24 protein-coding genes are annotated in these 23,598 nt (G+C 63.2%); 15 read left to right on the top strand and 9 right to left on the bottom strand.

The genetic code is table 11. From position 1 onward, the window contains the following. Positions 1 to 506: 506 nt before the first annotated feature. A complete protein-coding gene (locus tag ACFX5Q_RS33360; protein ID WP_404284654.1) occupies positions 507 to 794 on the top strand; it encodes a type IV toxin-antitoxin system AbiEi family antitoxin domain-containing protein in 288 nt (95 codons plus the stop codon). A gap of 491 nt (positions 795 to 1,285) precedes the next feature. On the opposite strand, the gene ACFX5Q_RS33355 is transcribed toward ACFX5Q_RS33360, so the two are convergent. The 3 genes from ACFX5Q_RS33355 to ACFX5Q_RS33345 all read right to left on the bottom strand — a co-directional run bounded on the left by ACFX5Q_RS33355 (position 1,286) and on the right by ACFX5Q_RS33345 (position 4,229). Then, positions 1,286 to 1,960, bottom strand: coding sequence for a 4-carboxy-4-hydroxy-2-oxoadipate aldolase/oxaloacetate decarboxylase (locus ACFX5Q_RS33355; RefSeq protein WP_404284652.1), 675 nt, complete (start codon positions 1,958 to 1,960; stop codon positions 1,286 to 1,288). Between the two features lie 67 nt (positions 1,961 to 2,027). Further along, positions 2,028 to 3,050 (bottom strand): amidohydrolase family protein, encoded by a 1,023-nt coding sequence (locus ACFX5Q_RS33350; RefSeq protein WP_404284650.1) that lies wholly within the window; start codon positions 3,048 to 3,050, stop codon positions 2,028 to 2,030. A 69-nt stretch (positions 3,051 to 3,119) separates the two neighbouring features. Continuing rightward, positions 3,120 to 4,229 carry an alcohol dehydrogenase catalytic domain-containing protein gene (locus tag ACFX5Q_RS33345; protein WP_404284648.1) on the bottom strand — a complete coding sequence of 370 codons (1,110 nt, stop codon included), beginning with the start codon at positions 4,227 to 4,229 and terminating at the stop codon, positions 3,120 to 3,122. A 281-nt stretch (positions 4,230 to 4,510) separates the two neighbouring features. Between ACFX5Q_RS33345 and ACFX5Q_RS33340 the strand changes: the two genes are divergently transcribed. Together ACFX5Q_RS33340 and ACFX5Q_RS33335 are read left to right on the top strand one after the other, a co-directional pair. Then, positions 4,511 to 4,867 (top strand): DoxX family protein, encoded by a 357-nt coding sequence (locus ACFX5Q_RS33340; protein ID WP_404284646.1) that lies wholly within the window; start codon positions 4,511 to 4,513, stop codon positions 4,865 to 4,867. Positions 4,868 to 4,923: 56 nt separating this feature from the next. After that, a complete protein-coding gene (locus ACFX5Q_RS33335) occupies positions 4,924 to 5,541 on the top strand; it encodes a TetR/AcrR family transcriptional regulator (RefSeq protein ID WP_404284644.1) in 618 nt (205 codons plus the stop codon). 46 nt (positions 5,542 to 5,587) lie between these two features. Here ACFX5Q_RS33335 and ACFX5Q_RS33330 read toward each other — a convergent pair whose 3' ends face one another. The 5 genes from ACFX5Q_RS33330 to ACFX5Q_RS33310 all read right to left on the bottom strand — a co-directional run bounded on the left by ACFX5Q_RS33330 (position 5,588) and on the right by ACFX5Q_RS33310 (position 11,109). Then, on the bottom strand, positions 5,588 to 7,174 hold the full coding sequence (locus tag ACFX5Q_RS33330) for a bifunctional 3-(3-hydroxy-phenyl)propionate/3-hydroxycinnamic acid hydroxylase (RefSeq protein WP_404284642.1): 1,587 nt from the start codon (positions 7,172 to 7,174) through the stop codon (positions 5,588 to 5,590). Between the two features lie 46 nt (positions 7,175 to 7,220). Continuing rightward, positions 7,221 to 8,258 (bottom strand): Ldh family oxidoreductase, encoded by a 1,038-nt coding sequence (locus tag ACFX5Q_RS33325; protein WP_404284640.1) that lies wholly within the window; start codon positions 8,256 to 8,258, stop codon positions 7,221 to 7,223. 32 nt (positions 8,259 to 8,290) lie between these two features. Beyond that, positions 8,291 to 9,172 carry an alpha/beta hydrolase gene (locus ACFX5Q_RS33320; protein WP_404284639.1) on the bottom strand — a complete coding sequence of 294 codons (882 nt, stop codon included), beginning with the start codon at positions 9,170 to 9,172 and terminating at the stop codon, positions 8,291 to 8,293. Positions 9,173 to 9,272: 100 nt separating this feature from the next. Then, positions 9,273 to 10,172 carry a VOC family protein gene (locus tag ACFX5Q_RS33315; RefSeq protein ID WP_404284637.1) on the bottom strand — a complete coding sequence of 300 codons (900 nt, stop codon included), beginning with the start codon at positions 10,170 to 10,172 and terminating at the stop codon, positions 9,273 to 9,275. A 103-nt stretch (positions 10,173 to 10,275) separates the two neighbouring features. Continuing rightward, complete coding sequence (locus ACFX5Q_RS33310) at positions 10,276 to 11,109, bottom strand: fumarylacetoacetate hydrolase family protein (protein ID WP_404284636.1); 834 nt, start codon at positions 11,107 to 11,109, stop codon at positions 10,276 to 10,278. Positions 11,110 to 11,371: 262 nt separating this feature from the next. Here ACFX5Q_RS33310 and ACFX5Q_RS33305 point away from each other — a divergent pair, with 262 nt between their 5' ends. After that, positions 11,372 to 12,526 (top strand): alcohol dehydrogenase catalytic domain-containing protein, encoded by a 1,155-nt coding sequence (locus tag ACFX5Q_RS33305; RefSeq protein ID WP_404284656.1) that lies wholly within the window; start codon positions 11,372 to 11,374, stop codon positions 12,524 to 12,526. Positions 12,527 to 12,589: 63 nt separating this feature from the next. Continuing rightward, the gene (locus ACFX5Q_RS33300) at positions 12,590 to 13,132 is read left to right on the top strand and encodes a cupin domain-containing protein (protein ID WP_404284634.1); all 543 of its coding nucleotides are present in this window, start codon (positions 12,590 to 12,592) and stop codon (positions 13,130 to 13,132) included. Positions 13,133 to 13,192: 60 nt separating this feature from the next. Here the strand turns inward: ACFX5Q_RS33300 and ACFX5Q_RS33295 are convergent, their stop codons facing one another. Beyond that, positions 13,193 to 14,158 carry a LysR family transcriptional regulator gene (locus tag ACFX5Q_RS33295; RefSeq protein ID WP_404284632.1) on the bottom strand — a complete coding sequence of 322 codons (966 nt, stop codon included), beginning with the start codon at positions 14,156 to 14,158 and terminating at the stop codon, positions 13,193 to 13,195. A gap of 103 nt (positions 14,159 to 14,261) precedes the next feature. On the opposite strand from ACFX5Q_RS33295, the gene ACFX5Q_RS33290 reads away from it, so the two are divergent. From ACFX5Q_RS33290 to ACFX5Q_RS33245, 10 genes are all read left to right on the top strand, one after another. Next, entirely contained in the window at positions 14,262 to 15,443 is a 1,182-nt protein-coding gene (locus ACFX5Q_RS33290) for a cytochrome P450 (protein ID WP_404284631.1), read from the top strand. 11 nt (positions 15,444 to 15,454) lie between these two features. Beyond that, positions 15,455 to 15,772 (top strand): 2Fe-2S iron-sulfur cluster-binding protein, encoded by a 318-nt coding sequence (locus tag ACFX5Q_RS33285; protein WP_404284629.1) that lies wholly within the window; start codon positions 15,455 to 15,457, stop codon positions 15,770 to 15,772. A 15-nt stretch (positions 15,773 to 15,787) separates the two neighbouring features. After that, entirely contained in the window at positions 15,788 to 17,050 is a 1,263-nt protein-coding gene (locus tag ACFX5Q_RS33280; protein ID WP_404284627.1) for an NAD(P)/FAD-dependent oxidoreductase, read from the top strand. 361 nt (positions 17,051 to 17,411) lie between these two features. Next, positions 17,412 to 18,620 carry an amino acid ABC transporter substrate-binding protein gene (locus ACFX5Q_RS33275; RefSeq protein WP_404284626.1) on the top strand — a complete coding sequence of 403 codons (1,209 nt, stop codon included), beginning with the start codon at positions 17,412 to 17,414 and terminating at the stop codon, positions 18,618 to 18,620. Between the two features lie 61 nt (positions 18,621 to 18,681). Continuing rightward, positions 18,682 to 19,548: a branched-chain amino acid ABC transporter permease gene (locus tag ACFX5Q_RS33270; protein ID WP_404284624.1), complete on the top strand. Its 867-nt coding sequence runs from the start codon at positions 18,682 to 18,684 to the stop codon at positions 19,546 to 19,548. After that, the gene (locus tag ACFX5Q_RS33265; RefSeq protein ID WP_404284622.1) at positions 19,545 to 20,513 is read left to right on the top strand and encodes a branched-chain amino acid ABC transporter permease; all 969 of its coding nucleotides are present in this window, start codon (positions 19,545 to 19,547) and stop codon (positions 20,511 to 20,513) included. Before ACFX5Q_RS33270 ends, ACFX5Q_RS33265 begins: the two co-directional genes overlap by 4 nt. Further along, on the top strand, positions 20,510 to 21,241 hold the full coding sequence (locus tag ACFX5Q_RS33260) for an ABC transporter ATP-binding protein (protein ID WP_404284620.1): 732 nt from the start codon (positions 20,510 to 20,512) through the stop codon (positions 21,239 to 21,241). Before ACFX5Q_RS33265 ends, ACFX5Q_RS33260 begins: the two co-directional genes overlap by 4 nt. Continuing rightward, entirely contained in the window at positions 21,234 to 21,962 is a 729-nt protein-coding gene (locus ACFX5Q_RS33255; protein ID WP_404284618.1) for an ABC transporter ATP-binding protein, read from the top strand. The genes ACFX5Q_RS33260 and ACFX5Q_RS33255 overlap by 8 nt, the downstream gene beginning before the upstream one ends. A 47-nt stretch (positions 21,963 to 22,009) precedes the next feature. Then, positions 22,010 to 23,014: an SRPBCC family protein gene (locus ACFX5Q_RS33250; protein WP_404284616.1), complete on the top strand. Its 1,005-nt coding sequence runs from the start codon at positions 22,010 to 22,012 to the stop codon at positions 23,012 to 23,014. A gap of 58 nt (positions 23,015 to 23,072) precedes the next feature. After that, positions 23,073 to 23,598, top strand: a 526-nt coding sequence (locus tag ACFX5Q_RS33245) for an alcohol dehydrogenase catalytic domain-containing protein (protein ID WP_404284614.1), incomplete at its 3' end; no start/stop codon positions are given.

Raw genomic sequence — 23,598 nt, 5'->3', positions numbered from 1 at the left:
CAACGTCTCCAGACGCGTCGACGGCGTGAACTTGAAAAATGCGCTTGGCCAGATCAAGGCCCACGGTGGTAATCTGCATGGCGGATGGCTCCTTAGCTCGGGTTGCCTGACAGCAAACCCACTGTGGCACTGTGATGCCGGGAGCGGGAGCCATCCACCTCATCTGCTTTCAGGAATCGACAAAAGTTGTCTCTACGACCGACATGCGGCGCAAAGCTGCCGATCATTAGTATTTCCACGCGGTAGCCGCCGATTCTGCGATTGCGGCTTGCGAGGAATAGGCGTGGGCAGGCGAGGCCGCTATTCTGCGCTTGATTTCATCGGTCCTCGATGCTCTGACACTCTGGAAGCAGAACTAACGAGATCGAAGCGAAGGGAAAAGTCGCGCGCTGGTGCGCACTATCGCACCATGGCGTAGAAAAAGGCGGTGGCTCGCCGGGACCGACGAAGCAGCGAAATACGAATTCGCCATACCGCTACACCGAGACGCGCCATGGCCGCATCAAATGCGAAAACGTGATCGGGACCGCGCAGAAGCACTACGCCTTGCAGGTGCGCCACCATCGCTGCGGGATCGCGCCGTTGCTCTGGCGCAAGAGCGCGGCGAGGTGCGGACCCGCGATCTCACCGACATCGGCATCCCACGCTGCTATCTCTCTCGGATGTGCGAAGAAGGGCTGCTCGTGAAGGTCGGCTACGGGCGGTATTGCGCCGCTGCCTGGAAGGCGTGGCGCGGCACTCGGCGTCTTGGCTGGGTGCTGGGTGCGGTTCAATATGGGGATAGACGTAGCTAAATTTGAGTGTGAAGGCGTTACGGAACCATGCGGAACGATACGGGAAGACTTCTAAATTTTGGTCCACGAAAAACTCAATGAAATCAAAGGCTTTAGTACGCCCTCCGGGCCTACCATAACACCAGTCTAATATATTGATTTCTTTATATTTTTATCAACGGGCCCAAAACGTGGACTCGAACCCCCCTTCTGGAAAAGCAAACAGAGCACCACATTCCCCTATCAAGCCGGCGATGAAACGGGCTGCCAGAGGCTGCCTTTTCGGATGTCAAGGTGATCCATCACTCGGCGTCCTGATCTCACTCTCCAAGCAGATGGCACCCTGGCTACCGACTCCGGGCGAGTGGGTATGTTGTGGGCGGCTTTGACCGTTCCACCGATTCTTCGGGGAACTATCACAAGGCATACCACTGACGAAACGGCTCAGCGAGGTCGCGCACAGGCACGGCTGGATCGCCTACCTTTGTTCAGCCGCGCAACCAGCGAGGCGGTTATTGTTCGTAGACGAGGCCCTTGCGCCGTAAACGCTCGCGCATATCGTTGACATCGAGGCTCAACTTGCCGGTGGCGTAGAGCGCTCGCTTTTCTTCTTCCATCGCCTCGCGCTTGCGGGCGATTTCGAGGATCTTTGCAGCGGTTTCGCGCGGCACCACGCACACGCCGTCGTCATCGGCCACGATCACGTCGCCGGGCCGGATGTGGGCGCCGGCGCAGACGATCGGCACCTGGACATTGCCGAGCGTCTCCTTAACGGTGCCCTGCGCGCTGATCGCCTTCGACCAGACCGGAAAAGCCATGGAGCGCAGCGTCGAGACATCGCGCACGCCCGCGTCGATGATCAGGCCCCTGATGCCTTGCGCCCTGGCCGACTCGGCCAGCAGGTCGCCGAAATAGCCATCCTCGCAGGGCGAGGTCGGGGTGACGACGAGGATGTCTCCTGGCCGCGCCTGCTCCAGCGCGACATGGATCATCCAGTTGTCGCCCGGCGCGACTTCGCAAGTCAGCGCGTTGCCGCGGATCCTGGCGCCATCGTAGATGGGGCGCAGCCGAGCCGCGAGCAGGCCCGTCCGTCCCTGCGCCTCGTGAACCGTGGCCACGCCAAGCTGGCCAAGAGCCTCGCAGGTCTCGATCGGCGTGCGCTCGGTCTTGGTGACGACTCTGGCCATCGGTGTTTCTCCCGGAAAGATGAGGCGCGGCCTCTGGCCCGCGCCCGAACGGTGATCATTGGGCTCGCTAGCGCCCTTGCGCCTTCAGTCGCATATCAAGCCTTGGATAGACCTTGCGGGCATTGCCTTCGAACACGGCCCGCCGCTCGGCTTCGCCGAGCGAAAGCGCGTCGATGTAGCGCCGCGTGTCGTCGAAGTCGAAGCCGGTTTCCGGGTCGATGGCCTTGACCGCTCCGAGCAGTTCGGACCCGAACAGGATGTTGGCCGGACCAACGACGCGGAACAGCGTGTCGATGCCTGCCTGGTGATAGACGCAGCTGTCGAAGAAGACGTTGCGCAACAGGTGCTCGCCCAGTCCGGGCCTGTTCAGCATCATCGCCAGGCCGCGATAGCGTCCCCAGTGATAGGGCGCCGCACCACCGCCGTGTGGAATGATCAGCTTGAGATCGGGAAACGCGCTGAACAGGTCGCCCTGGATCAGCTGCATGAACACAGCGGTATCGGCATTGATGTAGTGCGCGCCGGTCGTGTGCAGGCATGCGCTGCAGGAGCCGGAGACATGGATCATGGCCGGCACCTGCAGCTCGACCAGCTTTTCGAAGAGCGGGTACCAGTAGCGGTCGTGGATCGGCGGCGCCGACCAGAAGCCACCAGACGGATCGGGATTGAGGTTGCAGCCGACGAAGCCGAGCTCGGCGACGCAACGCTCGAGCTCGGCAAGGACCGGCTTCAGGTCGCCGCTCATCGATTGCGGCAACTGGCATACGCCGGCGAAGTTGGCTGGGAACATGTCGACGATGCGGGCGATCAAGTCGTTGGAGATGCGCGACCACTCGGCATTGGTCTCGGCGCCGCCGATATGATGGCCCATCCCCGAGGCCCGCGGCGACAGGATGGTCACGTCGGAGCCTCGTTCGCGCTGCAGGCGCAGCTGGTTCTGTTCGATCGTTGCCCTGAGCACGTCGTCTGCAATGCCGGGATAGGCGGGCCTTGCGTCGCGCGCGCCCTCGACGAACTCGACCTGCGCCTTGCGAAAGGCATGATGGTCCTGCGGTTCGCTCGTGTAGTGGCCGTGGCAGTCAATGATCATTTCGATTCTCTTCGCGACGCGATCCGGCAAGCGGCGGACGCTGAAGTCCGCCGCTGCCGATTGCCACGCCTACGGTTCGAGCACGTAGTTGGTGAAGCCGCCGTCACCGGAAGCGACACCGTTGATGGCCTCGTTGATCTGCTCGAGCGGATACGTCCTGGCCTCCAGCACCGAGAGATCGATCGTGCCGGAGCGGACCATCTCGGCGATCTCCATGCCCTCGGCCGTGGTCAGCCAGGCCGAGCCGATCAGCTCCATCGAATTGTCCATCCACCACTTGGTGTTGAACAGCATGTCGCTGCCGGTGCCGCCGATGTTGACGATGCGGCCGCCTCGCCTGACCCCCATCATGGCGTCCTTCATGGCATTGACGTCGGCGACTGCGCCGAGGCAGTCGAGCATGAAGTCGGCGCCAATACCGTTGGTCTGCGAGCGGACCCAGTCGGCGACCTGGCCGTCCTGGTTGGAGAATGTCTGGACCCGGTTCGGGGCAAGCTGCTTCAGCCGCTCGAGCAGGGGCTTGCCACGGGCCACGGCATAGACCGTCGAGACACCCATGGCGAGCGCGAAGAGAGTGGCGCCGACGCCCAGCGTGCCCGTCGCGCCGTTGATGATCAGCGACTTGCCGGTCGGTATGCCGAACTTCTTGATCGCGGAATAGGATGTGCCGAGGTAACCCATGCGGGCGGCCTGAGGAAAGGTCATAGTGTCGGGGATCTTGACGATCGCATTCTGGGGCGCACACATGAACTGGGCGAAGCCGCCTTCCGGATAGCGCTTGTAGATATCCAGGCTGTTCTTGTTGAAGCCGAAATAGCCATTGAAGGTGAAGTACTCGCACTTCGCCTGATGGCCGCTGACGCAGGCATGGCATGCACCGCAGGAGCGTAGCGGATTGACGTAGACGCGGTCGCCAGGCTTGATCGCCACGACCTGGTTGCCGACCTGGTGCACGATGCCCGCCGGGTCGAGGCCGAAGATCGCCGGCTTCATTGGCAGCGGCTGATGTGGGTACCAGGTTTCCCAGTTGTTCAGCACGTTCGCGAGGTTGGGCACCATCCCGCAGGCCTTGACCTCGACGACCACATCGGTGCCGGACGCCACCGGCTTCGCTACCTCCTCAACACGCATCGGCTCGTTCACGGCATGCAGCCGTGCCGCCCGCATCATGATCGTCATCTCTGTTCCTCCCAATATGTCGGTTCGCGGAGATGCCTCATTGACATTCTCATCGGACTGCAGATACCGTACAGTATCTGGATTGGGTGACGCAAGAGCCGATTACCACTGACGACAGCATTTGCAGGAGATCTCGGCGTATGCCGTGCCGGTTGGCCCGGCGAAGAACGCTTTCGCCGCGCGAACTTCGCTCGCTGAATGAGAGAACGTCGCGCCATCCAGGCAACAAGGACAGATGAAGGGCATCGAAGGCCCGTTCACCGTCCTACACGGAGGGATCAGTGCCGGAGTTTACGCTGACGCCAATCGATCTTCTGCGCATTCTGTGCGGGCTCTGGTTCCTTCCGCATCTCGTCGGAAAGATCAGGAACTTCGAAAAGGCGACGAAGACCTTCGAGGCCGCCGGACTGAAGCCTGGAAAGCCTTTCATCGTGTTGACGATAGTGCTGGAGGTTCTTGCCGCCGTTGGAATGGTGTTCAACATTCATCCGCGATGGGCGGCCGCGTGCGCTGTGGCTGTCTTGCTGGGGGCAGGCTATGCGGTGGTGCGTATCTATGGCCCGCACTGGCGCTGGCAGCTGATGGGCCCCGAATATCCGATTTTCTGGGCGCTTGCCTGTATTGTTTCGGCCCTCTAACCTTCGGTCGATTCGGATACCAAAGGTATCCAGATAATGGGCTGGAAGGACAGAAGATGGCACGACTAACACGCGAACAGAGCCAGGCTCTGACCCGCGAGAAGCTTTTGCTGTCTGCGAGCGAGGTCGTGGCTCGCGACGGCTACTCTGGCGCGACCATCGAACGCATCGCGGAAGAGGCCGGATATTCGAAGGGCGCCTTCTATTCGAACTTCGCCACAAAGGAAGAGATATTCCTTCAACTGCTTGAGCGCCATGCCGGCGGCGACGTGGTCGAACTCGCCGGCCTGCTCGACGGCTACGATGACCCGAAAGCGATCATCGACGCGATGTGCGATTGGGCCAATCAGCGGGCGAAGGACAAGCGGTGGGGAACGCTTGCCATCGACCTGCTGCGGATCGCCCGCCGGGACAACACGTTGGAAGAGCGGCATCTGCGCCTGTTCAAGGACCAGTGGGAGGGCTTGGGTCGGTTGCTGTCCGGAAAGCTCTTTCCTTTTGGTTCCGACATCGAACCACTCTATGTGGGCGGCGTCGTCCTCGAGCTGATCTATGGCGGCCTCTCCAGCTTCATGAAGGACGATTCTCCGGGCGAGATGGTAAGAGCTACACTCACCTCGATGCACCAGGCCCACCTCTACCGCCACACCAAGCACCAAGCCTCCCGCAAATAGGCGTTCCAGGCCTCTGGCTCGTTCTGGTCGACGGGCTTTCCGGCAGTCACGACGCCGGTACGATTTGTGGATCGGGCGCGGCCAGCACTGTCCGCAACTGTTCCACGAGCTGCTCGGCCTCGCCTGAATCCGCGGCCGTGCCGAAAACCACATGGTCGGGCCGCACCAGGACGGCGCGTGCACGCTTCGACGTCAACCAGTCCGCCAGCACGCGGTCTTCTTCCACCAGAAGCGAAGGATAGGATCTATCCTGCGCCACGCGATGCACGGCGACGCCCGCCTCGCGCGACTTGTCCAAAAGCCTGGGCGAGGGGTCCATTTCACCGGCGATGAGAAGCTGGAATCCGGGTGGCAAAGCGTCGTCGAGCCGCATCCGGTCGAAAGGCCCGACGACCCACGGCTGTGGACAGGGCTCGCCGGCTCCGGCTATCGACGACCCGTCAACGCCACTGGCGACAAGTCCATGACGGATGGGCGGAAAGAGGTTCTGCCGGACCTGGACACCCTGGCCCGCGTGCATGGCCGCTACCATCTCGGCATTGCGGGCGCGGGCCTTGCCGGGATCCAACTCGCAGATGACTCTTCCCAGCCGCTTCGTGATCTCGATAACCTCACGTATGAATGGCCTGCGCTCGGCCTGGTAGGTGTCGAGCAGGCGCTCTGATCGGCCGCCGATCACATAGGCCAGCTTCCACGCAAGATTGGCTGCATCCTTGATGCCCTGCACCATCCCCTGTGCGAGAAATGGCGGGGTCATGTGGCAGGCATCGCCGGCAAGAAAGACGCTGCCGACCCGCCACTGCTGCGCAACAAGAGCGTGGAAATTGTAGGTCGCCGAGCGCCAAAGCCTGGCCTGGTCCGGCCGAAGCCAAGGCGAAAGCAGCTGCCGGATCCGTTCCGGTCGATTGATCTCCGCCGGATTTTCACCCGGCAGGATCATGAACTCCCAGCGTCGGAGTCGATCAGGCCCGCGCACATATGTATGCGGGCGCGCGGGATCGCAGAACTGGACGTTGGTCTCCGGCAGCGCGACGTGCCCGTCCTCCAATATCATGTCCACCACGAGCCAGGGTTCGTCGAAGTCGAGGTCTTCCAGCGCGACGCCCAGCCTGCGCCTGACGAAGCTCGCTGCGCCGTCGCAACCGACGACATAGCGCGGGGTGCGCTTTGAGCGTTCGCCGCTCACCTTGTCGTGCAAGGTGAGGACCGGTCTATCGGGGTTCTCGAGGTCGACAAGCTCCGTTGCGGTGCGTAGCGTCAGGTTGGGGAACTTCTTGCCGTTGGCGCGCAGAGCCCGTTCGAGCTCCGGCTGAAGGAAGGTCATATAGGGCGGCCAGGCAAGCGGGCAGGGCTCGGAAGGGGACTCGAACCGGCGCAATAACACGCCGTCGGCGGATCTGTATTCCGATGGACGATATTCCCCGGTCGCCGCGGCAACGGCGTCGGCCGCGCCTATGTTCTGGAAGACCCGCATCACCTCGTGGTCCATGCCGATCGCGCGAGGCAGAGCGTAGACGTCGTCAGCGGCATCGATGCCTTCAACCCGAACTCCTGCTGCCGCAAGAAGATTGCACAAGGTGATGCCGACCGGGCCGAGCCCGACCACCATGACGTCCGCTTCATCCTGCGTCATCTAGGGATACCCCTCTGGCCGGACTCGGTGCGGCTGTCGCGCGGCATCACTGCAGGAAAGCCGGCACCGCGAGCCCCAGCCGAACGGCTGCATCGGCGAGATTCCCCGCGGTGCCCTTCGCCAGCGGGATGCCGTTGGCCATGCGCTCACGCCCGGTCTGGAAACCGCGTTCGCCGGGTAGTTTCACGCCATCGGAGCCGGCTGCCGGTTCGAGCGCATGGATCGCGCTGGCGAGGCTGTCCACCGAGGCGAGAAAGGACGATGTGTCGCCGAAGGCCGCCGGATTGATGGCAAGCATAAGGCCATTGAAGCCGCCTTTCTTCTCACCGCGCAGGAACGGCGCGATGACGGCGTTGCCCACCAGCACGCTCGACAGAACTTCGATCATCAACGACAGGCCGGATCCCTTTGGGCCGGCCATCGGCAGTATGGCTGCCACCGCATGCGGGTCCTGCGTTTCGACACCGTTGGTGTCGATCGCCCAGCCCTTGGGGATCGGGTTGCCGGAATCCTTCGCCGCCATGATCTTGCCGAGCGCGACGGCGGCCGTGGACATGTCGAGCACGATCGAATCGGCGCCACCAGGCCGGGGAACGGCGATCGACAGTGGATTGGTCGACAACGCCTCGCCCTTTGCACCAAAATAGCTCATGAGCGGTCTCGATGCGGTCATGGCGATGCCGATGAGGCCGCGGCCGGCCAGTTGGGTCGTGAAGTAACCGATTGCGCCGGCATGTGATATGGCGCGGGCGCCGCACCAGCCGATGCCGAACTTTTCCGCCAGGTCGCCGGCCTTGCCGGCCGCGTGCATCATGGCGCCGGCGCCCGGCGCCTTTGCGTAGTCGAAGACGCAGGTCGCTCCGAATTCCCGGATCAGCTTCGGCTGTTGCCCGGTGCGGACGACGGCGGTCTTGATCATCTCGATGTAGCGCGGGATCCTGAGAACACCGTGAGAATCCGCGCCGCGCAGATTCGCCCACACCAGCAGCCGCGCGGTCTGTTCCGCCTCGTCCGGCGTATAGCCGGCAGCATGCAGGAGCGCGGTCGCAAAATCGGTAAGTTCGGTTTCCTGGACGACGGGCATGCCGAATGTCTCCTGGTCTGGCTGCGCTGACCTCAAGCTGCCGGCGTTGCCGGGAAGAATTTGTCGAGCCAGCCCTTGATCATCATCCTGGTGCGCGGCGCGTCCTCCGGGGCGAGCGGGAAGTGGGCAGTGCCCGTGATCAGCATCAGCTCGGCTGGCTGCCCGGCCTTCTCGAACAGGCGGATGGATTGCTCGGTCGGCGTGATGATGTCGTCGGCGGTATGGAAGAACAGGGCCGGCCGCGGCGCGATGTTGGCCACCACGTCATCCGCCCTGAAGTTCATCATGCTCCATGCCGTCTCGGTCGGGATTTCCATGATTGCCTTGGGCGACAGGTTCTTGCGCAATTTTTCCGGGATCGGCACGGCGTCGAAGCGCGAGATCCACATGCTTTCGCCCGTTGTGCGCTTGTGCTCACGTCCTTTCTCGAGGAGACCCATGAAACGCTCCCAGGCCTCCGGCGTGGGATGCTGGCCGCGAAACTTCCGTTCGCCGTGGCCCCAGCCACATGAGGAGATGACGCAGGCGAACCGCTCGTCGACCCCGGCTGTATAGACCGAAACCGCGGCGCCGAAGCTGTGGCCGGTGATGCCAATTCGCTTCGGGTCGATCTCGGGACGCCTGGCGAGGAAAGTCAGCGCGTTCTTCGCGTCAGCGACCTGATCGAAGCAGCGCACCTGGGCGCGCTCGCCCTCGCTCTCGCCGCAGCAGCGGAAGTCGAAGCGCAGCGCGGCATAGCCGAACGCTTCCATCATCTCCGCCTGGATCTGGGCGTGCGACTCGTCCTTGGAACCGACGAAGCCGTGGCAGACGATGAACGCCGGAAGCTTCTGTCCCGGACGGTGGCTGTCGGGAATGTGCAGAATCGCCGACAGTTTCAGGCCGTCGGATTCGAACGTCAGTTTTTCCTGCATGGCAATCTCCTTTCGGAAGCGGCGCCCCACCCGGTCGAGCCGCGTCACTTGATTCCTTGTACGGTGTGCCGAAGCGCGGCCGGCCGCCGCGCCTTCCCGATCAGTCGACCCTGGCGAATGGAAAATGGTGCTCGCGCCATTCCTGAGGGGCGGGAGAACCCCAGACATTCATCTGGCGGACGTTTCCTGGGCGCTCCAGGTTGGCGATGACGTTCGGCACGAAGTGGGCGTCGTCGGCTACCGTGTGCATGGCGCCGGAGCACTCGACGATCGCGCCGCTGGCATCCAGGTAGTAGGCGTAGGTGTTGTCGCCTGGACGATGGCGGCCCGGCCCCCAAAGGACTTGGCGGTCGAACCCGTCGAGAATGTCGCCGAGCCGGCAGTAGTCGCTGAAGTGGCTGAATTCGAAGGAATAGTGGTGAAGCCCGATCGGGCCCTTCACCAGACCCAGAATGTGATGCTGGCGGTTGCCGCCGTGCATCCAGCTCAGGGCTTCGTTGACCATGCGCTCGGTGAGCTGCATGCCGCAGATTTCGGAGAGCTGCCGCCTAGTGACGACCGGGTCGGGCGTGATGAGATTGATGTGGTCGAGCCGACGCGGCTTGATGCCGTTGGTCGGGTAGCGCGGATTGTACATGTCGTCGCGCGCCGGGGTGTGAACCTCGAAGCGCAGTCCTTCCGGCGTTGCGAAGGTCACGCCGGCATCGCAGCAGGCCAGACTGGGTTCGCGCGAGAGCACACGGCAGCCGGCGCCGTCCACACGCGAGGCGGCTTCCGCGACAGCCTCGGCGGTCAGGGCTTCGAGCCCGATCGTGTGGCAGGAATTCTCATCGGATTGGAGAAGCACGAGCTCGGCCTTGCGGCCGTTCGAGCTCAGCCATGTCTCGCCCGCCGCCTGTTTGGTGACGCGCAGCCCGAGAATCTCCGTCGAGTCATGGATCATGGCCCCGACGTCACGGACATTCAGCTTTATGTGACCGACCCCAAATACCAGGTGCATCACTATCCTCCTCTTGCGGTCGCAGCATGGCCTTGGCGACCTCCTTAGAGCAAACTCAGCCCGAGGGCAATAATTTTCGAAAAAAATGTATTATTACGAAATATCAGGAACTGTCTGAAGCCACCGTGTTTCGCAGCGTCCCAATCCCCTGGATCTCGATCTCGACCTCATCGCCAGGGAAAAGGAACTCCGGCGGATTGCGGCTCGCGCCGAAGCCTGATGGCGTGCCTGACACGATAACGTCGCCAGGGTCGAGCGGAGCGAAAGTCGAGATGTAGGAGATCAGCCAGGGGATGTCGAAGATCATGCGGTCGATCGCCATCGACTGCTTGGTCGCGCCGTTGACCCGGCTCTCCAGAAGCAGCCGCGCCGGGTCCGGGATCTCGCGCGTGCAGACCATCCACGGGCCGAACGCACCGCTTTGGTAGAAGTTCTTGCCGGGCGTGAACTGGCTCGAGTGTTTCTGCCAGTCGCGTACGCTGCCCTCGTTGAAGCATGCATAGCCGGCGACGTATGCCATCGCTTCGGCGCGCGCGATCTTGTGGGCGCGGCGGCCGATGATCACCGCCAGCTCGCCCTCGAAATCCAGCTTCTCGGAAGCCGCCGGCTTCAGGATCGCGCTTCCATGACCGACCTGTGCTTCCGCGTGCCGCGTGAACAGCAGCGGGAACTGCGGCGCCGGTTTGCTATCCTCGTGGAAGTTGGTGGCGACGCAGAAGATCTTGCCCGGGTTGGGAATCGGAGGGAGCAGGCTGACTTCGGACAGCCGGATGGCTTCGAGATCGCGCTCGTCGGGCGCGAGGTCGGGAAACCGGCTCTCGAGATAGGCTTTGAGATCCCGTGGCGCGCCAGGAACGGAATCCAGGCGCAGGATCGTTTCACCTTCGACGATTCCATAGCCGGCATCAAAGTGATCAACGAAAGAAGCGAATTTCAAAGGCTCACCCATTTGGGACGTGCCATGAAGGCAGGTACCTCTTGCTCAGAGTAAATCGGATTTTCGAAAATATGCAAGTCGTCGGAAGGCGGTGGCAGAGCGAGCCGATCTCGAGCCGAAATGGCCTGATTGCTGATTGGGCGTGCAACCGGATTTTGCTCGTCACGATAAAGTTACGAAAAAAGATTGATATTTCGAAAAAAATGTGCGACCACCGATCTGGCCTCGGGAGGAGGCCCATGTGCACGACGAGAAGCTCGGCATGCACTGGTTTGAGCGAACGGGAGGTATCGACGTGACAGCAATTCCGCAGACGATGAAGGCCGCGCGCATGCACGAGATCGGCGGCCAGCTGAGGATCGAGGAAGTGCCGGTCCCGAAGCTTGGGTCGATGGACGTGCTCGTTCGCGTCAGATCGTGCGGCATCGTGCCGAACCTCGCCAACATCCTGGCGCTGTGGCCGACCTGGTTTCCCCACATGCCGCAGCCGCCGCTGCCAGCGATCTTCGGTCTTGACCCGACTGGCGAGATCGCTGCGGTCGGCAGCCAGGTCCACAATCTGAAGCCTGGGGATCGCGCCTACGTTAATCCGGGGCGCTCCTGCGGCTCTTGCCGTCATTGCCGGCGCGGCGACACGATCTCCTGCCGCCACTATGCCTTCCAGGGGTATTTCGGCTTCAGCCATGACGCGCTGCAGACATTTGGAGATTACCCGGTCGGCGGCATTTCCGAGTACATGGCCGCTCCGGCATCGGCGATCGTGGCGCTTCCCGACAACATGACCTTCGACCAGGCGGCACGGCTCGGCTACATGGGCACTGGCTATTCCGCTCTGAAGAAGGCGCAGGTCGGTCCCGGCGACACGGTCCTTGTCAACGGCATTTCCGGCACGCTCGGCATATCGATCGCGGTGTTCGGTCCGTCGTTCGGGGTCAAGAAGCTTCTCGGCACCGGTCGCGACAGGAAGTTGCTGAAGGAGATCGAAGCGCTTGCTCCCGGCATTATCGAGACGCATTCGCTGGACGACGGATCGCCCGACGAATGGGCCCGTTCCAGGACAGCGCATGGCGAAGGGGTCGACGCCTTCATCGACTGCAACGGGCCGGGCACGCCGCAAGAACCTTTCCTGGCGGGTCTCAGGGCGCTGCGTCGCGGCGGTATCGCCGTCGACATCGGCGCTGTGATGGGCGCGGTTCCCATCGACGTGCACATGATGATGGACCGCAACCAGCGTCTTATCGGTTCGGCATGGTTGACGACATCCGAGGGCCAGGAAATGGCTGACCTCGTCGGGATCGGCAAGGTCAGCTTCGACCTCCTGGAAACCCATGCGACGCCGATGGAGAAGGTCAACGAGGCCATTTCGGGCATTGCCGTGCGTCATGGTGGCTTCTCGAATTTTGTGATCCATCCATAGTTGAATGCATCGTAGTATGCTGATACCGAATGGTATCTGAGTTATTCCTTGGGAGGATAAGACATGAGCATTCGCCGCGTCGTCACCGGAAAGAACGCCGCAGGAAAATCGGTATTCATCAGCGACGGCGCCTCGCCGCGCGAGATGGCGCTGCGGCACACGCCCGGTTTCGTTTCTTCCCCGCAGTGGAAGGTCGACGGGCCGCCGGACCTGGCCAAACGGGGCGGTGCCGATCCGATGGCAAGCGAGGGCACGATGCTGGCTTCGGTCGGAGGATCGGTGTTCTGGATGATCACCTTTCCGCCGGACAGCGTGATGATGTCGCCCGACTGGAAGCCCGAACTGGCGGGTCCGGAGCACCTGAAGGCCGCGCCTGGCATCGCCGAGTGCTTCGAGATGGACAATCCCGGCATGCACCAGACGCCGACGGTCGACTACGTGACCGTCGTCAAGGGCCGGCTTGTCCTCGAGCTGGACGACGGCAAGACCGTTGAGCTGAAGCAGGGCGATACGGTCGTGCAGCAGGGCGCGCGTCATGCCTGGCGCAATCCCTTCGACGAGCCCGTGACGGTCTCGGTCGTCATGCTTGGTGCGACAACGGCATAGGCCGCGTCGCACGCACCGCCCACCGGCACTCCGTTGGGCGGCGCCGACGTCTCTCCGGGCCTACTGTCGGTACTGTCGGCCCGGTAAGTGGTCGGCTCCTCCTGCCTCGTGCGCGTCCCCGCCGCCGAGGTTTTTTTCGGCGACCTCTGCAAGTATCTGGCGGGCCCAGCGGTGCAGACCTGAGTGGTGCGTACGCTCGGTCCAGTAGATGTCGACCTGGATGAAGACATCCATCGGGAAAGGGCGCAAGGCGAGCCTGTCCGACAGGCGACGCGCCAGCCGATACGGAATCGTCGCCACCAGCTCCGAGCCTGGAATAAGCCGCTCCAGTATGTCGTGGCTCGACACGGTGACCTCCGGCTCCATCTCGACGCCGGTTGCGCGCAGCGCGGCGAAATAGAGCGCCTCCCAGCGTCCGTTGTGCGTGACCGCGACATGACGCGAGGCGCAGTAGCGGTCGAGCGTCAGCGTTCCCCGCGCCAGCGGGTGCGCCGGGTCCATGACGCAGGCGTAGTGATCGGTGAACAGTTTCCTGCGGTAGTAGATGTCACCGAGGATCGCGACCGGTCCCAGCACGATGTCGCATGTGTTCTGCTTCAACTGCTGCTTGCCGTCGACGGCAGACTCGAAGATGTGGATCGTCGCTTTCGGCGCCTCCTTCTGCGCCCGGCGCACGAAGTCGGGAATGACGAACATGCGCTCGTGGTGGTTACAGGACACCGTCACGCTTCCTTCGGCCGTGGCTGGGTCAAAGCCCGACGGCGAAGAAAGCGCGGCCATCTGCTCAAGGATGCCGCGCGCCTGCTGGGCGAGCTGTTCGCCCTTGTCGGTTGCCACGATCGAATTGCCCTGGCGGACGAACAGCGGATCGTTGAAGGCCTTTCGCAGCCTCTTGATGGCGTAGCTTATGGTGGACTGGTTGACGCCAAGAAGCTGGGAGGCGTCGGAAAACGAGGCGCGATCCTGGACAGCAACAAGCGTCTGCAAGGCCGCGAGGTCAACACTGGCAAGCTCGTCGGGCAGCACGGCCGTTCTCCTCCATGCAAATTTTCGATGACCTCTATCTAACTCATCGCATTGCTGAATACACGTGGATTTCGTACCTCGTTTCCCGACCAGGGAGGAAACCATGTACGAAGCCGTGAAAGTGGTCGACGACGTCTCGTTCGAAGACCTGCTTGCCAATCCGTATCCAGTCTTCAAACGCGTCCGCGACCTCGGGCCTGTCGTCAAGGTCGAGGCGGCCAACATCATGATGGTCACGCGCTTCGACGACGTGATGGCCATCGAACGCGATCCCGAGACGTTTTCCTCCGTCAATCCGCAGTCACTGCTGAACACGGTGATCGGGCCGAACCTGATGCGCAAGGACGGCGAGGACCATGCCCGCGGAAGGGCGGCAATGGATCCGAGCCTGCGTCCCGGCGTGGTCAAGCGGTGCTGGGCCGACCCCATGCGGGCCATCTGCGACGACGTCATTTCGCAGATCGAGCACAAGGGTGAGGCCGAACTTTTCGAGGAACTCGCCGCGCCGATCGCGGCGCGCTCGCTGGCCGACATACTGGGTTTCGACGGCGTCGACTGGCGGACGATGGCGCTATGGTCGCAGTCGCTGATTGACGGTTCCGGCAACTACTCGCACAACCCGGAAATCGCGCGCAAGGCGAAGGAGGCAGCCAGCGGCGTCGAGAGCGCCGTCGACAGGATGCTGCCCCATCATCGGCACAATCCAAATCCTTCGATGCTGTCTTCGATGCTCCAGGCTGATCCTGCGCAGACGGTCGAGCAGATCTACGCCAACATCAAGGTCGCGATCGGCGGCGGACTGAACGAGCCCCGCGACTCGATCCTGACGCTGATCCTGGGCCTGTTGCAGAACCCGGACCAACTCGCGCGCGTTCGTGCCGAGCCTTCGCTCTGGGGGCAGGCCTTCGAAGAAGCGGTGCGCTGGATCTCACCGATCGGCATGTACCCTCGCCGTTTGACCCGCGATGTCGAGATCTCGGGCACGCTGGTCCGCGAGGGCGAGCAGGTGGGTCTGTGCGTCGGCGCCGCCAACCACGACGACCGCCGTTTCAGCGATCCGGAGAAGTTCGATGTCTTCCGGGAGAAGAAGTCCCACCTGGCGTTCGGCGCCGGATCGCATTTCTGCGCCGGCACGTGGGTGTCGCGCGCGCTGGTGAGCCAGATCGCCGTGCCGATGGTGTTCGAGCGGCTGCGCAATCTCCGGCTCAAGGATCCGGAACTCGTCCGCATCCGCGGCTGGGTGTTTCGTGGCCCCACGCACATGCCCGTTGTCTGGGACGCTTGAGGGAGAGAGTCATGCCAACGATCAGGTTCCTTTCCGCGGACGGCGCGGAGCTCGCCGTTGAGGCCCAGAACGGCCGCAGCTTGATGGAAACCGCGCTTGAACACAGCGTTGCGGGCATCATCGCCGAATGCAACGGCTCGGCAGCCTGCGCCACATGCCATGTCGTGCTTCCCGAGGAAATCATGTTGGCGCTCGGACCGATCAGCGAGCATGAAAACGACATGCTGGACTTCGCCGAGGCGCCGCGCGAACCCGGAAGCCGGCTGAGCTGCCAGATCAAGGTCAGCGACGCGCTGGACAATATTTCCGTCCGCGTTCCGGCCGCCTAGCGGTTGAGGCTGATCATGTCCCTTGACGCCGATCATCCCGCCGCGGCCAGGCCTGGCAACGAAAGCAGGATCGTCATCGTCGGTGCCGGGCAGGCCGGCCTGTCCACGGCCGAAAAGCTGCGGGCGAATGCCTTTGCGGGATCGATCACCCTGATCGGGGAGGAGCCGGATGCTCCCTACCAGCGTCCCCCGCTGTCGAAGACCTATCTTCTGGGCGAACTTGAACGCGACCGGCTGAAGCTGAAAGCGGAGGACTGGTACGCCAGGAACCGCATCGCGTTGCGACTGGGGACGCGCGTCGCATCCATCGACCGCGCGCGGCGGCGTGTGTGTCTGGCCGATGGCGCCATGCTTGACTACGATCGTCTGGTGCTCGCAACCGGGGCCACCGCCCGAAAGCTGCCGCAGGCGATTTCGCGCGGTCTTGCGGGCATCTTCACCATCCGCACGCTCGCCGACATCGATCAATTGCGGCCGACGCTCGAAAAGCACGGCAAGCTCCTTGTCATCGGCGGCGGATATATCGGGCTCGAGATCGCCGCCGTCGCGCGCGGGCTCGGCATGACGGTGGATGTGGTGGAAGCCGCCGATCGCCCGCTCGCGCGGGTGGCCTCGGCGCAAACCGCCACAGCGGTCGAGGCGCTCCACCGCTCCAGGGGCGTGGCGTTTCATCTCGGCAAATCGGTGGGTGAGTTGCTGGGCACGGACCGGGTTTCCGGCGCCAGGCTCAGCGATGGCACGATCGTCGCCGCCGATGTCGTCGTGGCGGGAATCGGTGGCATGCCGCAAACGGCGTTGGCGGCTGAGGCGGGTCTCGCCATCGACAACGGCATCGCCGCCGACGCGTACGGGCGCACGGGCGACCCCTTCATCTGGGCCGCCGGCGATTGCGCCAATTTTTCCTTGCCCGAAGGGGGGCTGCGGATGGAGAGCGTCGGCAACGCGATCGACAGCGCCGACCTGGTCGCCCGCAACATCATGGGCGCGCGCCAGCCCTACAGACCAAAGCCGTGGTTCTGGTCGGATCAGTTCGATCTCAAGCTGCAGATCGCCGGCCTGTCGCGGCCGGACGATACGGTGGTCGTCAGGCAGGGGGCGGGACCGGGACGGTCGCACTGGTACTACCGCGAAGGGCAGCTCGTCGCGGTCGATGGGCTGAATGCGCCGCGCGACTATCTGATCGGCAAGCGCCTCCTTGCCATATCGGCCGGCCCCGATCCCGCTCAGGTCGCGGATCCGGTGTTGGCACTCGAGGTCTTGGCGAATGCCGCGAAATGAGGCTGCGCCCGGGCGAGGCAAAGGCCTTTCGTGTCGCCTGCGGCGGACAAATAGGATGAACCGGTAGACTTCTCGGCATTGACATTCGTTAGCGTATCCACATACTATAAAGTATCTTAAATGATGCACTGCGGAACCGGTTTTCCGCAATGCGGCCAATCAGAAACGTTCGGGGCCAACGTCGGCACCACGGGCTGACCGAGAATATCGTCACTGGGAGAAAATAACGAAAATCTGTAAGTTTACGAAATTTGCTGGATCGCGGAGGAAAATGGCCTAAGCAGTTTCGCTAGGGGATCGGTCGACCAACTCGCTGGGAGGCGAGGGGAGGCCAACACAACCAGAACTGGGAGGAATTTCGATGTTGCGACGCAGTTTCAACGTACTCATGCTTTCGGCGGCCCTGGCTGCCGGCACGTTCAGCGCGGCCTTTGCGCAGGACCCGGTCAGAATCGGCGTCAGCGCATCCAAGACCGGTCCGCTTGCGGGCGGCGCGTCAGGCGTGCTTTGGCCGAACATCAAGCTGTGGGCCGAGAAGGTGAACAAGGCCGGTGGCCTCAAGGTCGGCGATCAGATGAGGCCGATCGAGATCGTCGAATATGACGACAAGTCGTCGCCGGAAGAGGCGGTCAAGAACATCCAGCGTCTGGCCACCCAGGACCAGGTCGACCTGATCATCCCGCCCTATTCGACAGGCCTCAATCTCGCGACCGCTCCGCTGATCGCGAAATATGGCTACCCGCAGATCGTCTCCACCGGCAATGCCAACGATCTCGATCAATTCGTCAAGCGCTGGCCGAACACCTTCTGGCTGCTCGGCCCGGCGCAGGGCATCGCCGACGGCATCGTCGGCACGCTCAAGGATCTGCGCGACGGTGGCAAGATCGGCAACCGCGTCGCAGTGGTCAACGTTTCCGATGCCTTCGGCCTCGAGATGATCAAGACCGGCAAGCCCGCGCTCAAGCAGGCCGGCTTCGATATCGTCTACGAGACCTCCTATCCGCTTGGGAACCAGGACGTCGCTCCGGTGATCGCCGGCGCCAAGGCGGCCAACCCCGACGCCTTCGTCGCCTATTCCTATCCACCGGACAGCTTCGCTCTCACCGAGCAGGCGCAACTGCAGAAGTTCGACGTCAAGGCGTTCTTCGTCAGCGTCGGCGGCAATCTCGACGGATACGGAAAGCGCTTTGGCGCCGCGGCCAACGGCATCCTGATCATGGGCGGCGTCAATGCGAGCGATCCCGTCTTCCAGGCCTACCGCAAGGAGCACCTCGCGGTGACGGGTCAGGAAGCCGACTGGTGGGCGAGCCCGGTGGCCTATGCCAGCCTGGAGATCCTGCAGCAGGCCGTCGAGCACGTCGGCAGCCTGGACAAGCAAGCGCTCAACAAGGAAATCCAGTCGGGCACGTTCAAGACCGTCATCGGCGATGTCCACTTCGACAACAACATCAACAACAACAACTGGACGGTCGGCCAGTGGAGCGATGGCGTCGTGCATGGCGTCAGGGCGACCGGCAACCTCCAGGGCGCGCAGCCGCCGGTGCTCAAGCCCGCCTGGCCCAGCAACTGATCCGATCCTCCCCAGGGGCCTGGCGTCCTTGTGACGCCGGGCCCGTGACTGCGAGAGTACAATGCTCATCCTGCTGACAGGCTTGCTCCTTGGGGGCACCTATACGCTCATCGCGCTCGGGCTCACGCTCCAGTACGGCGTGGCGCGGATCATGAACCTCGCCAATGGCGAGACGCTCGTTGCCGCGTGCTTCGTCACCTTCTGGCTGTATACGGGCTTCGGGATCAATCCGCTGCTGGGCCTGCTGGTGATCGGCCCCGGCGCCTTCGTCGTCAACTGGCTGATCTACACCTGGCTGATGCAGCCACTGGTGAAGCGGGCCAGGAATCGCGGCATGCTCGAGGTCGATTCGATCCTGGCGACCTTCGGACTGCTGTTCCTGTTCCAGGGGCTGATGCTGCAGGCATTCGGCGGGTCCTACTTCAACTACGAGTTCCTCGCCCAGCCCTTCTCGATCATGGGCGACTCGTTCGGCCTGAACCGCGTCGTGGCCTTTGTCGCCGCCGCCGTGATCGCCACGGCACTCTACGTCTTCCTCTATCGCACCGACCGCGGCACGGCGGTTCGCGCCGTCGCCGTCGATCCGCGCGCGGCGAGGCTCGTGGCGATCGACGTGCGCAAGACCGCGGCCTTCGCCTTTGCGCTCGGAGGAGCGATCACGGCCTGCGCTGGTACACTGCTGTCGACCTTCTACACGTTCAACACGTCTATGGGCGTGATCTTCACCATGAAGGCGCTGATCATCGTGATCATGGGCGGTGTCGGCGACGTGCGCGGCGCGGTTCTTGCCGCTCTCGTCCTGGGCGTGACCGAGACGATTGTCGCCAGCCTGCTCGATCCCGGACTGACGCTGGCATCAAACTACGCCCTCTTCATCGTCGTTCTGCTGTTCCGGCCGCAGGGCATCTTCGGAAAGCGGCCGGCATGATGAACATCCCGCGCAACGAGCTCCTGGCTCTTGGCGCCGGCCTTGCCGGCGCGGCCGTGCTGGCCTTCCTCCCCCTGGTGACCGAGGGGTTCTGGCTGTCGCTCAGCGTCAACATCATGCTCTATGCCGCCATATGCACGGCCTGGGCGCTCTTTTCCGGGCCGACGCATCTTGTCTCGCTGGCGAGCGCCGCCTTCTTCGGGGTTGGAACCTATTCGGTCGCGATCTTCATCGACGTCCTGCCTTTCCCTGCGCTCATCCTCATCGCGGTCGTCGCCGGCGCCTTGCTGGCCACGCTGGTCGGATTGGCGACCCTCAGGCTCTCAGGGGTCTATTTCGTGATCTTCACCCTCGGCCTTGCCGAACTCCTCGGCCAGATCGTGACCTGGGTGCAGACCAATTTCGGCGGCACGATCGGGCTCTACGTCTTCACCGATTTCACCGAGACGCATCTCTACTGGATGCTGCTTGCGCTGACGGTTGTCGTCTTTCTGACCGGCTGGCTCATCAACAGATCCAGGCTCGGCCTGGCCTTGCGCATCATCGGCAATGACGAAGCCGTGGCGCGTCATGTCGGCGTCGACACCGCTCGCGCCAGGATCATCCTCTTCGCCGTTTCAGGGGCCTTCATTGCCGTGGCCGGCGCGATCATGGCGCCCCGCTACAGCTACATCACACCAGATGCGGCGTTCAATCCGATGACGTCCTTCCTCGTCGTCATCATGGCGCTGCTCGGCGGCACGCGCCGGCTTTGGGGACCCCTGGTCGGCGTCGTTCCTTTCACCGTGGTGATGGACTTCATCTCGGGCCACTTCCCGAACCAGACGGCGGTGATCATGGGACTCGCATTTCTGGCGATCGTCTATGTGCTTCCCGACGGCGTCACGGGACAGCTGGAAAGCCTGTTCCGCCGTCGCCCAACCGACAAGAGCTTGCTGACGACGACTGTCGAGGAGGGCAGATGAACGTTCCTCTCCTGACCATCAATCGGATACGCAAAGCCTTCGGCGGCCTTGTCGCCGTCAACGACGTAAGTTTCGAAGTCGCCAAGGGCGAACTGTTGGGACTGATCGGCCCGAACGGCTCGGGCAAGACCACGATGCTCAACCTCATATCGGGGGCGCTATCGCCGACGTCGGGCAATATCCTGCTGTCCGGTCAGCCCATCGCCGGGCGTCCGGCCCACAAGATCGCCCGCATCGGGGTCGCCCGAACCTTCCAGCTGGTGCGCGTCCTGCCGTCGATGAGCGCGCTGGAGAACGTCGTCGCCGGCGCTGTCTTCGGGCACAACAGGCTCTGGGGCGCCGAGGCGCTTGCGCTCGCCCGCGATCTGCTGGAGCGGGTCGGGTTGAAAGGCCGCGAGGAGGTTCCCGTCGCGGCGATGACCTATATCGACCAGAAGAGGATCGAGCTCGCCCGTGCCCTTGCGGGGAACCCTCATGTCCTGCTGCTCGACGAATGGCTCGCCGGCCTCAACCCGAGCGAGTTGAGGGTCGGCATAGAACTCATCCGCGAGATCAGCGCCCAGGGCCGAACGATCATCATGGTCGAGCACGTGATGGATGCCATCCGTTCGCTTTGTTCACGCTGCGTGGTCATGAATTCCGGCACGAAGATCGCCGATGGCAGGTCGGCCGATGTCTTGGCCGACCCGGAGGTCGTCCGCGCCTATCTGGGAGACGACGATGCTTGAGGTGTCCAATCTCGGTGTCCGCTACGGAAGGCACGTCGCGCTCGAAGGTGTGTCCGCGCGCGTTTCCAAGGGCGAGATTTGCGTTGTCCTGGGCGCCAACGGCGCTGGAAAGTCCAGCTTCCTCGGCGCCGTCGCCGGGCTTGTCGGGACGGAGCCCGGCACAAGCATCGTCATGAACGGCAAGCATGTCACGAAACTCGACGCCCATCTGATGGTGGAGGAGGGGATCGCGCTGGTTCCGGAAGGCCGCGGCATCTTTGGCGAACTCACCGTGGTGGAGAATTTGCGGCTTGGAAGCCATGCCAGGCGCGCGAAAGCCGGTGCGGGCAAGATGCTTGATTTCGTCTACGGCCTGTTCCCCCGGCTTGCCGAACGCCCTCGCCAACTGGTGCAGACCATGTCCGGCGGCGAACAGCAGATGGTCGCGATCGGCAGGGCGCTGATGTCCAAACCGGACATCCTGATGCTGGACGAGCCCTCTCTCGGACTGTCGCCGCTGCTGTCCAAAGAGCTGTTCAAGTCATTGGCCGCCATCGCCGGCGAAGGCTTCGGCATCCTGCTTGTCGAGCAGAACGCGCGGCTGAGCCTCAAGACCGCCGATCGCGGCTACCTCATCGAGACCGGAAGGTTCGTCGGCGAAGACACGGCGCCAAACCTGCTCAAAGATCCAAAGGTCATGAGCGCCTACCTCGGCGACGCCGCCGCGGCGGCAGCGCATTAGCGCACTGCCGCACGCCAACACATCTGCTCCACGAATGAGGATGCCCCATGCGCTTGCTTGAAACCGAGATCGTCATCGACGCGCCGCCGCAGACCGTGTGGGCCGTGCTGGACGACATCGGGCGTTACCCCGAATGGAACCCCGCCCTGCCGGCGTTGCGCGGGCACACGACCGTCGGTCAGCGCGTCGTCGGAACGCTGCGCCAGCCCAATGTCCCCGAGCGCGAGGTCACGCCGACCATCACCCGCATCGTGGGCGCGCGGGAACTTCGCTGGCTGAGCCAGGCGCCTGGCGGCGTGTTCAGCGCGGAACACATTTTCATCCTGGAGCCGACCGAGAATGGCGGCACGCGGGTACGCCACAACGAGATATTCGACGGTCCGATGGCTGACGAGCGCTGGCCCAGCATCGATACCAACCTGCGAACGGCCTATCACGACTTGAACCGCGCGCTGAAGGCACGCGCGGAAGCGTTGCGCGGCGAGACGGTCGAGCTGCACCCGGCCGTCGAGCGGGATATATCGGCTGCGCCGGTCGGCGCGTTCACTGCGCGCTGCAAATGTGCCAGCGAGCCGGTGGAGATCGCGGTGGATCAGGCCGTGGCGCACAATCACCTGTGCGGCTGTTCGAAATGCTGGAAGCCTGCCGGTGCCGCCTTCGCGCAGATCGCGGTCGTGCCGGCGGGCTGCGTCGAGGTGAAGGCGCATGGCGACAAGCTCGAGGCCGTGGACGCCACGCAGAAAATCGAACGCCACCGCTGCAGGTCCTGCGGGACGCATATGGTCGGCAAGGTGTCCGATCCGGATCACCATTTCTATGGCCTCGAATTCGTGCATCCCGAACTGGCGACGGATGAGCGCCAGCCGAAGATCGAGTTCGCGGCCTTTGTGTCTTCGCTCGTCGAAACCGGGATGCCGGCGACCAGCATGGCCAGCGTGCGCGGCTCGCTGGCGGAGGCGGGGATTCCCGCCTATGACGCGTTCTCGCCGGAACTGATGGACATCATCGCCTGGCACAAGGTGAAGCTCGCGCAGGCGGCCGGCGTATCGTGAGCCGTGAAGAACCGGCCTGTCGTTCGCAGGCCGATGTCGTCGAAATTGGAGAACACACATGAAAACGCGCGCCGCTGTCGCTGTCGCCGCCGGAAAGCCGCTGGAGATCATGGAGGTCGACCTCGATGGTCCGCGCGATGGCGAGGTGCTGGTCGAGATCAAGGCGACCGGCATCTGTCACACCGATGAGTTCACGCTGTCGGGCGCTGATCCCGAAGGCCTGTTTCCAGCCATCCTCGGCCATGAGGGTGCCGGCATCGTCGTCGATGTCGGCAAGGGCGTCACCTCGGTCAAGAAGGGCGACCATGTCATTCCGCTCTATACGCCGGAATGCCGGCAGTGCCCGTCCTGCCTGTCGAGAAAAACCAATCTGTGCACCGCGATCCGCGCCACGCAGGGGCAAGGCTTCATGCCCGATGGCTCGTCGCGCTTCTCGATCGGCAAGGACAAGATTTTTCACTATATGGGCTGCTCGACCTTCTCCAACTTCACCGTGCTGCCGGAGATCGCGCTGGCCAAGGTCAACCCCGACGCCCCCTTCGACAAGATCTGCTACATCGGCTGTGGCGTCACCACCGGCATCG

Origin of the sequence: Mesorhizobium sp. IMUNJ 23033 (assembly GCF_044778005.1) — a bacterium.
GTDB classification, from domain to species: domain Bacteria; phylum Pseudomonadota; class Alphaproteobacteria; order Rhizobiales; family Rhizobiaceae; genus Mesorhizobium; species Mesorhizobium amorphae_A.
This window is presented reverse-complemented; position numbering and strand designations above follow the sequence as displayed.

What these genes read in the sequence shown, in the direction of transcription:
- ACFX5Q_RS33360 (WP_404284654.1), top strand. Translation starts at nt 507, where the DNA reads ATGCGAAAACGTGATCGGGACCGCGCAGAAGCACTACGCCTTGCAGGT.
- ACFX5Q_RS33355 (WP_404284652.1), bottom strand. Translation starts at nt 1,960, where the DNA reads ATGGCCAGAGTCGTCACCAAGACCGAGCGCACGCCGATCGAGACCTGC.
- ACFX5Q_RS33350 (WP_404284650.1), bottom strand. Translation starts at nt 3,050, where the DNA reads ATGATCATTGACTGCCACGGCCACTACACGAGCGAACCGCAGGACCAT.
- ACFX5Q_RS33345 (WP_404284648.1), bottom strand. Translation starts at nt 4,229, where the DNA reads ATGACGATCATGATGCGGGCGGCACGGCTGCATGCCGTGAACGAGCCG.
- ACFX5Q_RS33335 (WP_404284644.1), top strand. Translation starts at nt 4,924, where the DNA reads ATGGCACGACTAACACGCGAACAGAGCCAGGCTCTGACCCGCGAGAAG.
- ACFX5Q_RS33330 (WP_404284642.1), bottom strand. Translation starts at nt 7,174, where the DNA reads ATGACGCAGGATGAAGCGGACGTCATGGTGGTCGGGCTCGGCCCGGTC.
- ACFX5Q_RS33325 (WP_404284640.1), bottom strand. Translation starts at nt 8,258, where the DNA reads ATGCCCGTCGTCCAGGAAACCGAACTTACCGATTTTGCGACCGCGCTC.
- ACFX5Q_RS33320 (WP_404284639.1), bottom strand. Translation starts at nt 9,172, where the DNA reads ATGCAGGAAAAACTGACGTTCGAATCCGACGGCCTGAAACTGTCGGCG.
- ACFX5Q_RS33315 (WP_404284637.1), bottom strand. Translation starts at nt 10,172, where the DNA reads ATGCACCTGGTATTTGGGGTCGGTCACATAAAGCTGAATGTCCGTGAC.
- ACFX5Q_RS33305 (WP_404284656.1), top strand. Translation starts at nt 11,372, where the DNA reads ATGCACTGGTTTGAGCGAACGGGAGGTATCGACGTGACAGCAATTCCG.
- ACFX5Q_RS33300 (WP_404284634.1), top strand. Translation starts at nt 12,590, where the DNA reads ATGAGCATTCGCCGCGTCGTCACCGGAAAGAACGCCGCAGGAAAATCG.
- ACFX5Q_RS33290 (WP_404284631.1), top strand. Translation starts at nt 14,262, where the DNA reads ATGTACGAAGCCGTGAAAGTGGTCGACGACGTCTCGTTCGAAGACCTG.
- ACFX5Q_RS33285 (WP_404284629.1), top strand. Translation starts at nt 15,455, where the DNA reads ATGCCAACGATCAGGTTCCTTTCCGCGGACGGCGCGGAGCTCGCCGTT.
- ACFX5Q_RS33280 (WP_404284627.1), top strand. Translation starts at nt 15,788, where the DNA reads ATGTCCCTTGACGCCGATCATCCCGCCGCGGCCAGGCCTGGCAACGAA.
- ACFX5Q_RS33275 (WP_404284626.1), top strand. Translation starts at nt 17,412, where the DNA reads ATGTTGCGACGCAGTTTCAACGTACTCATGCTTTCGGCGGCCCTGGCT.
- ACFX5Q_RS33270 (WP_404284624.1), top strand. Translation starts at nt 18,682, where the DNA reads ATGCTCATCCTGCTGACAGGCTTGCTCCTTGGGGGCACCTATACGCTC.
- ACFX5Q_RS33265 (WP_404284622.1), top strand. Translation starts at nt 19,545, where the DNA reads ATGATGAACATCCCGCGCAACGAGCTCCTGGCTCTTGGCGCCGGCCTT.
- ACFX5Q_RS33260 (WP_404284620.1), top strand. Translation starts at nt 20,510, where the DNA reads ATGAACGTTCCTCTCCTGACCATCAATCGGATACGCAAAGCCTTCGGC.
- ACFX5Q_RS33255 (WP_404284618.1), top strand. Translation starts at nt 21,234, where the DNA reads ATGCTTGAGGTGTCCAATCTCGGTGTCCGCTACGGAAGGCACGTCGCG.
- ACFX5Q_RS33250 (WP_404284616.1), top strand. Translation starts at nt 22,010, where the DNA reads ATGCGCTTGCTTGAAACCGAGATCGTCATCGACGCGCCGCCGCAGACC.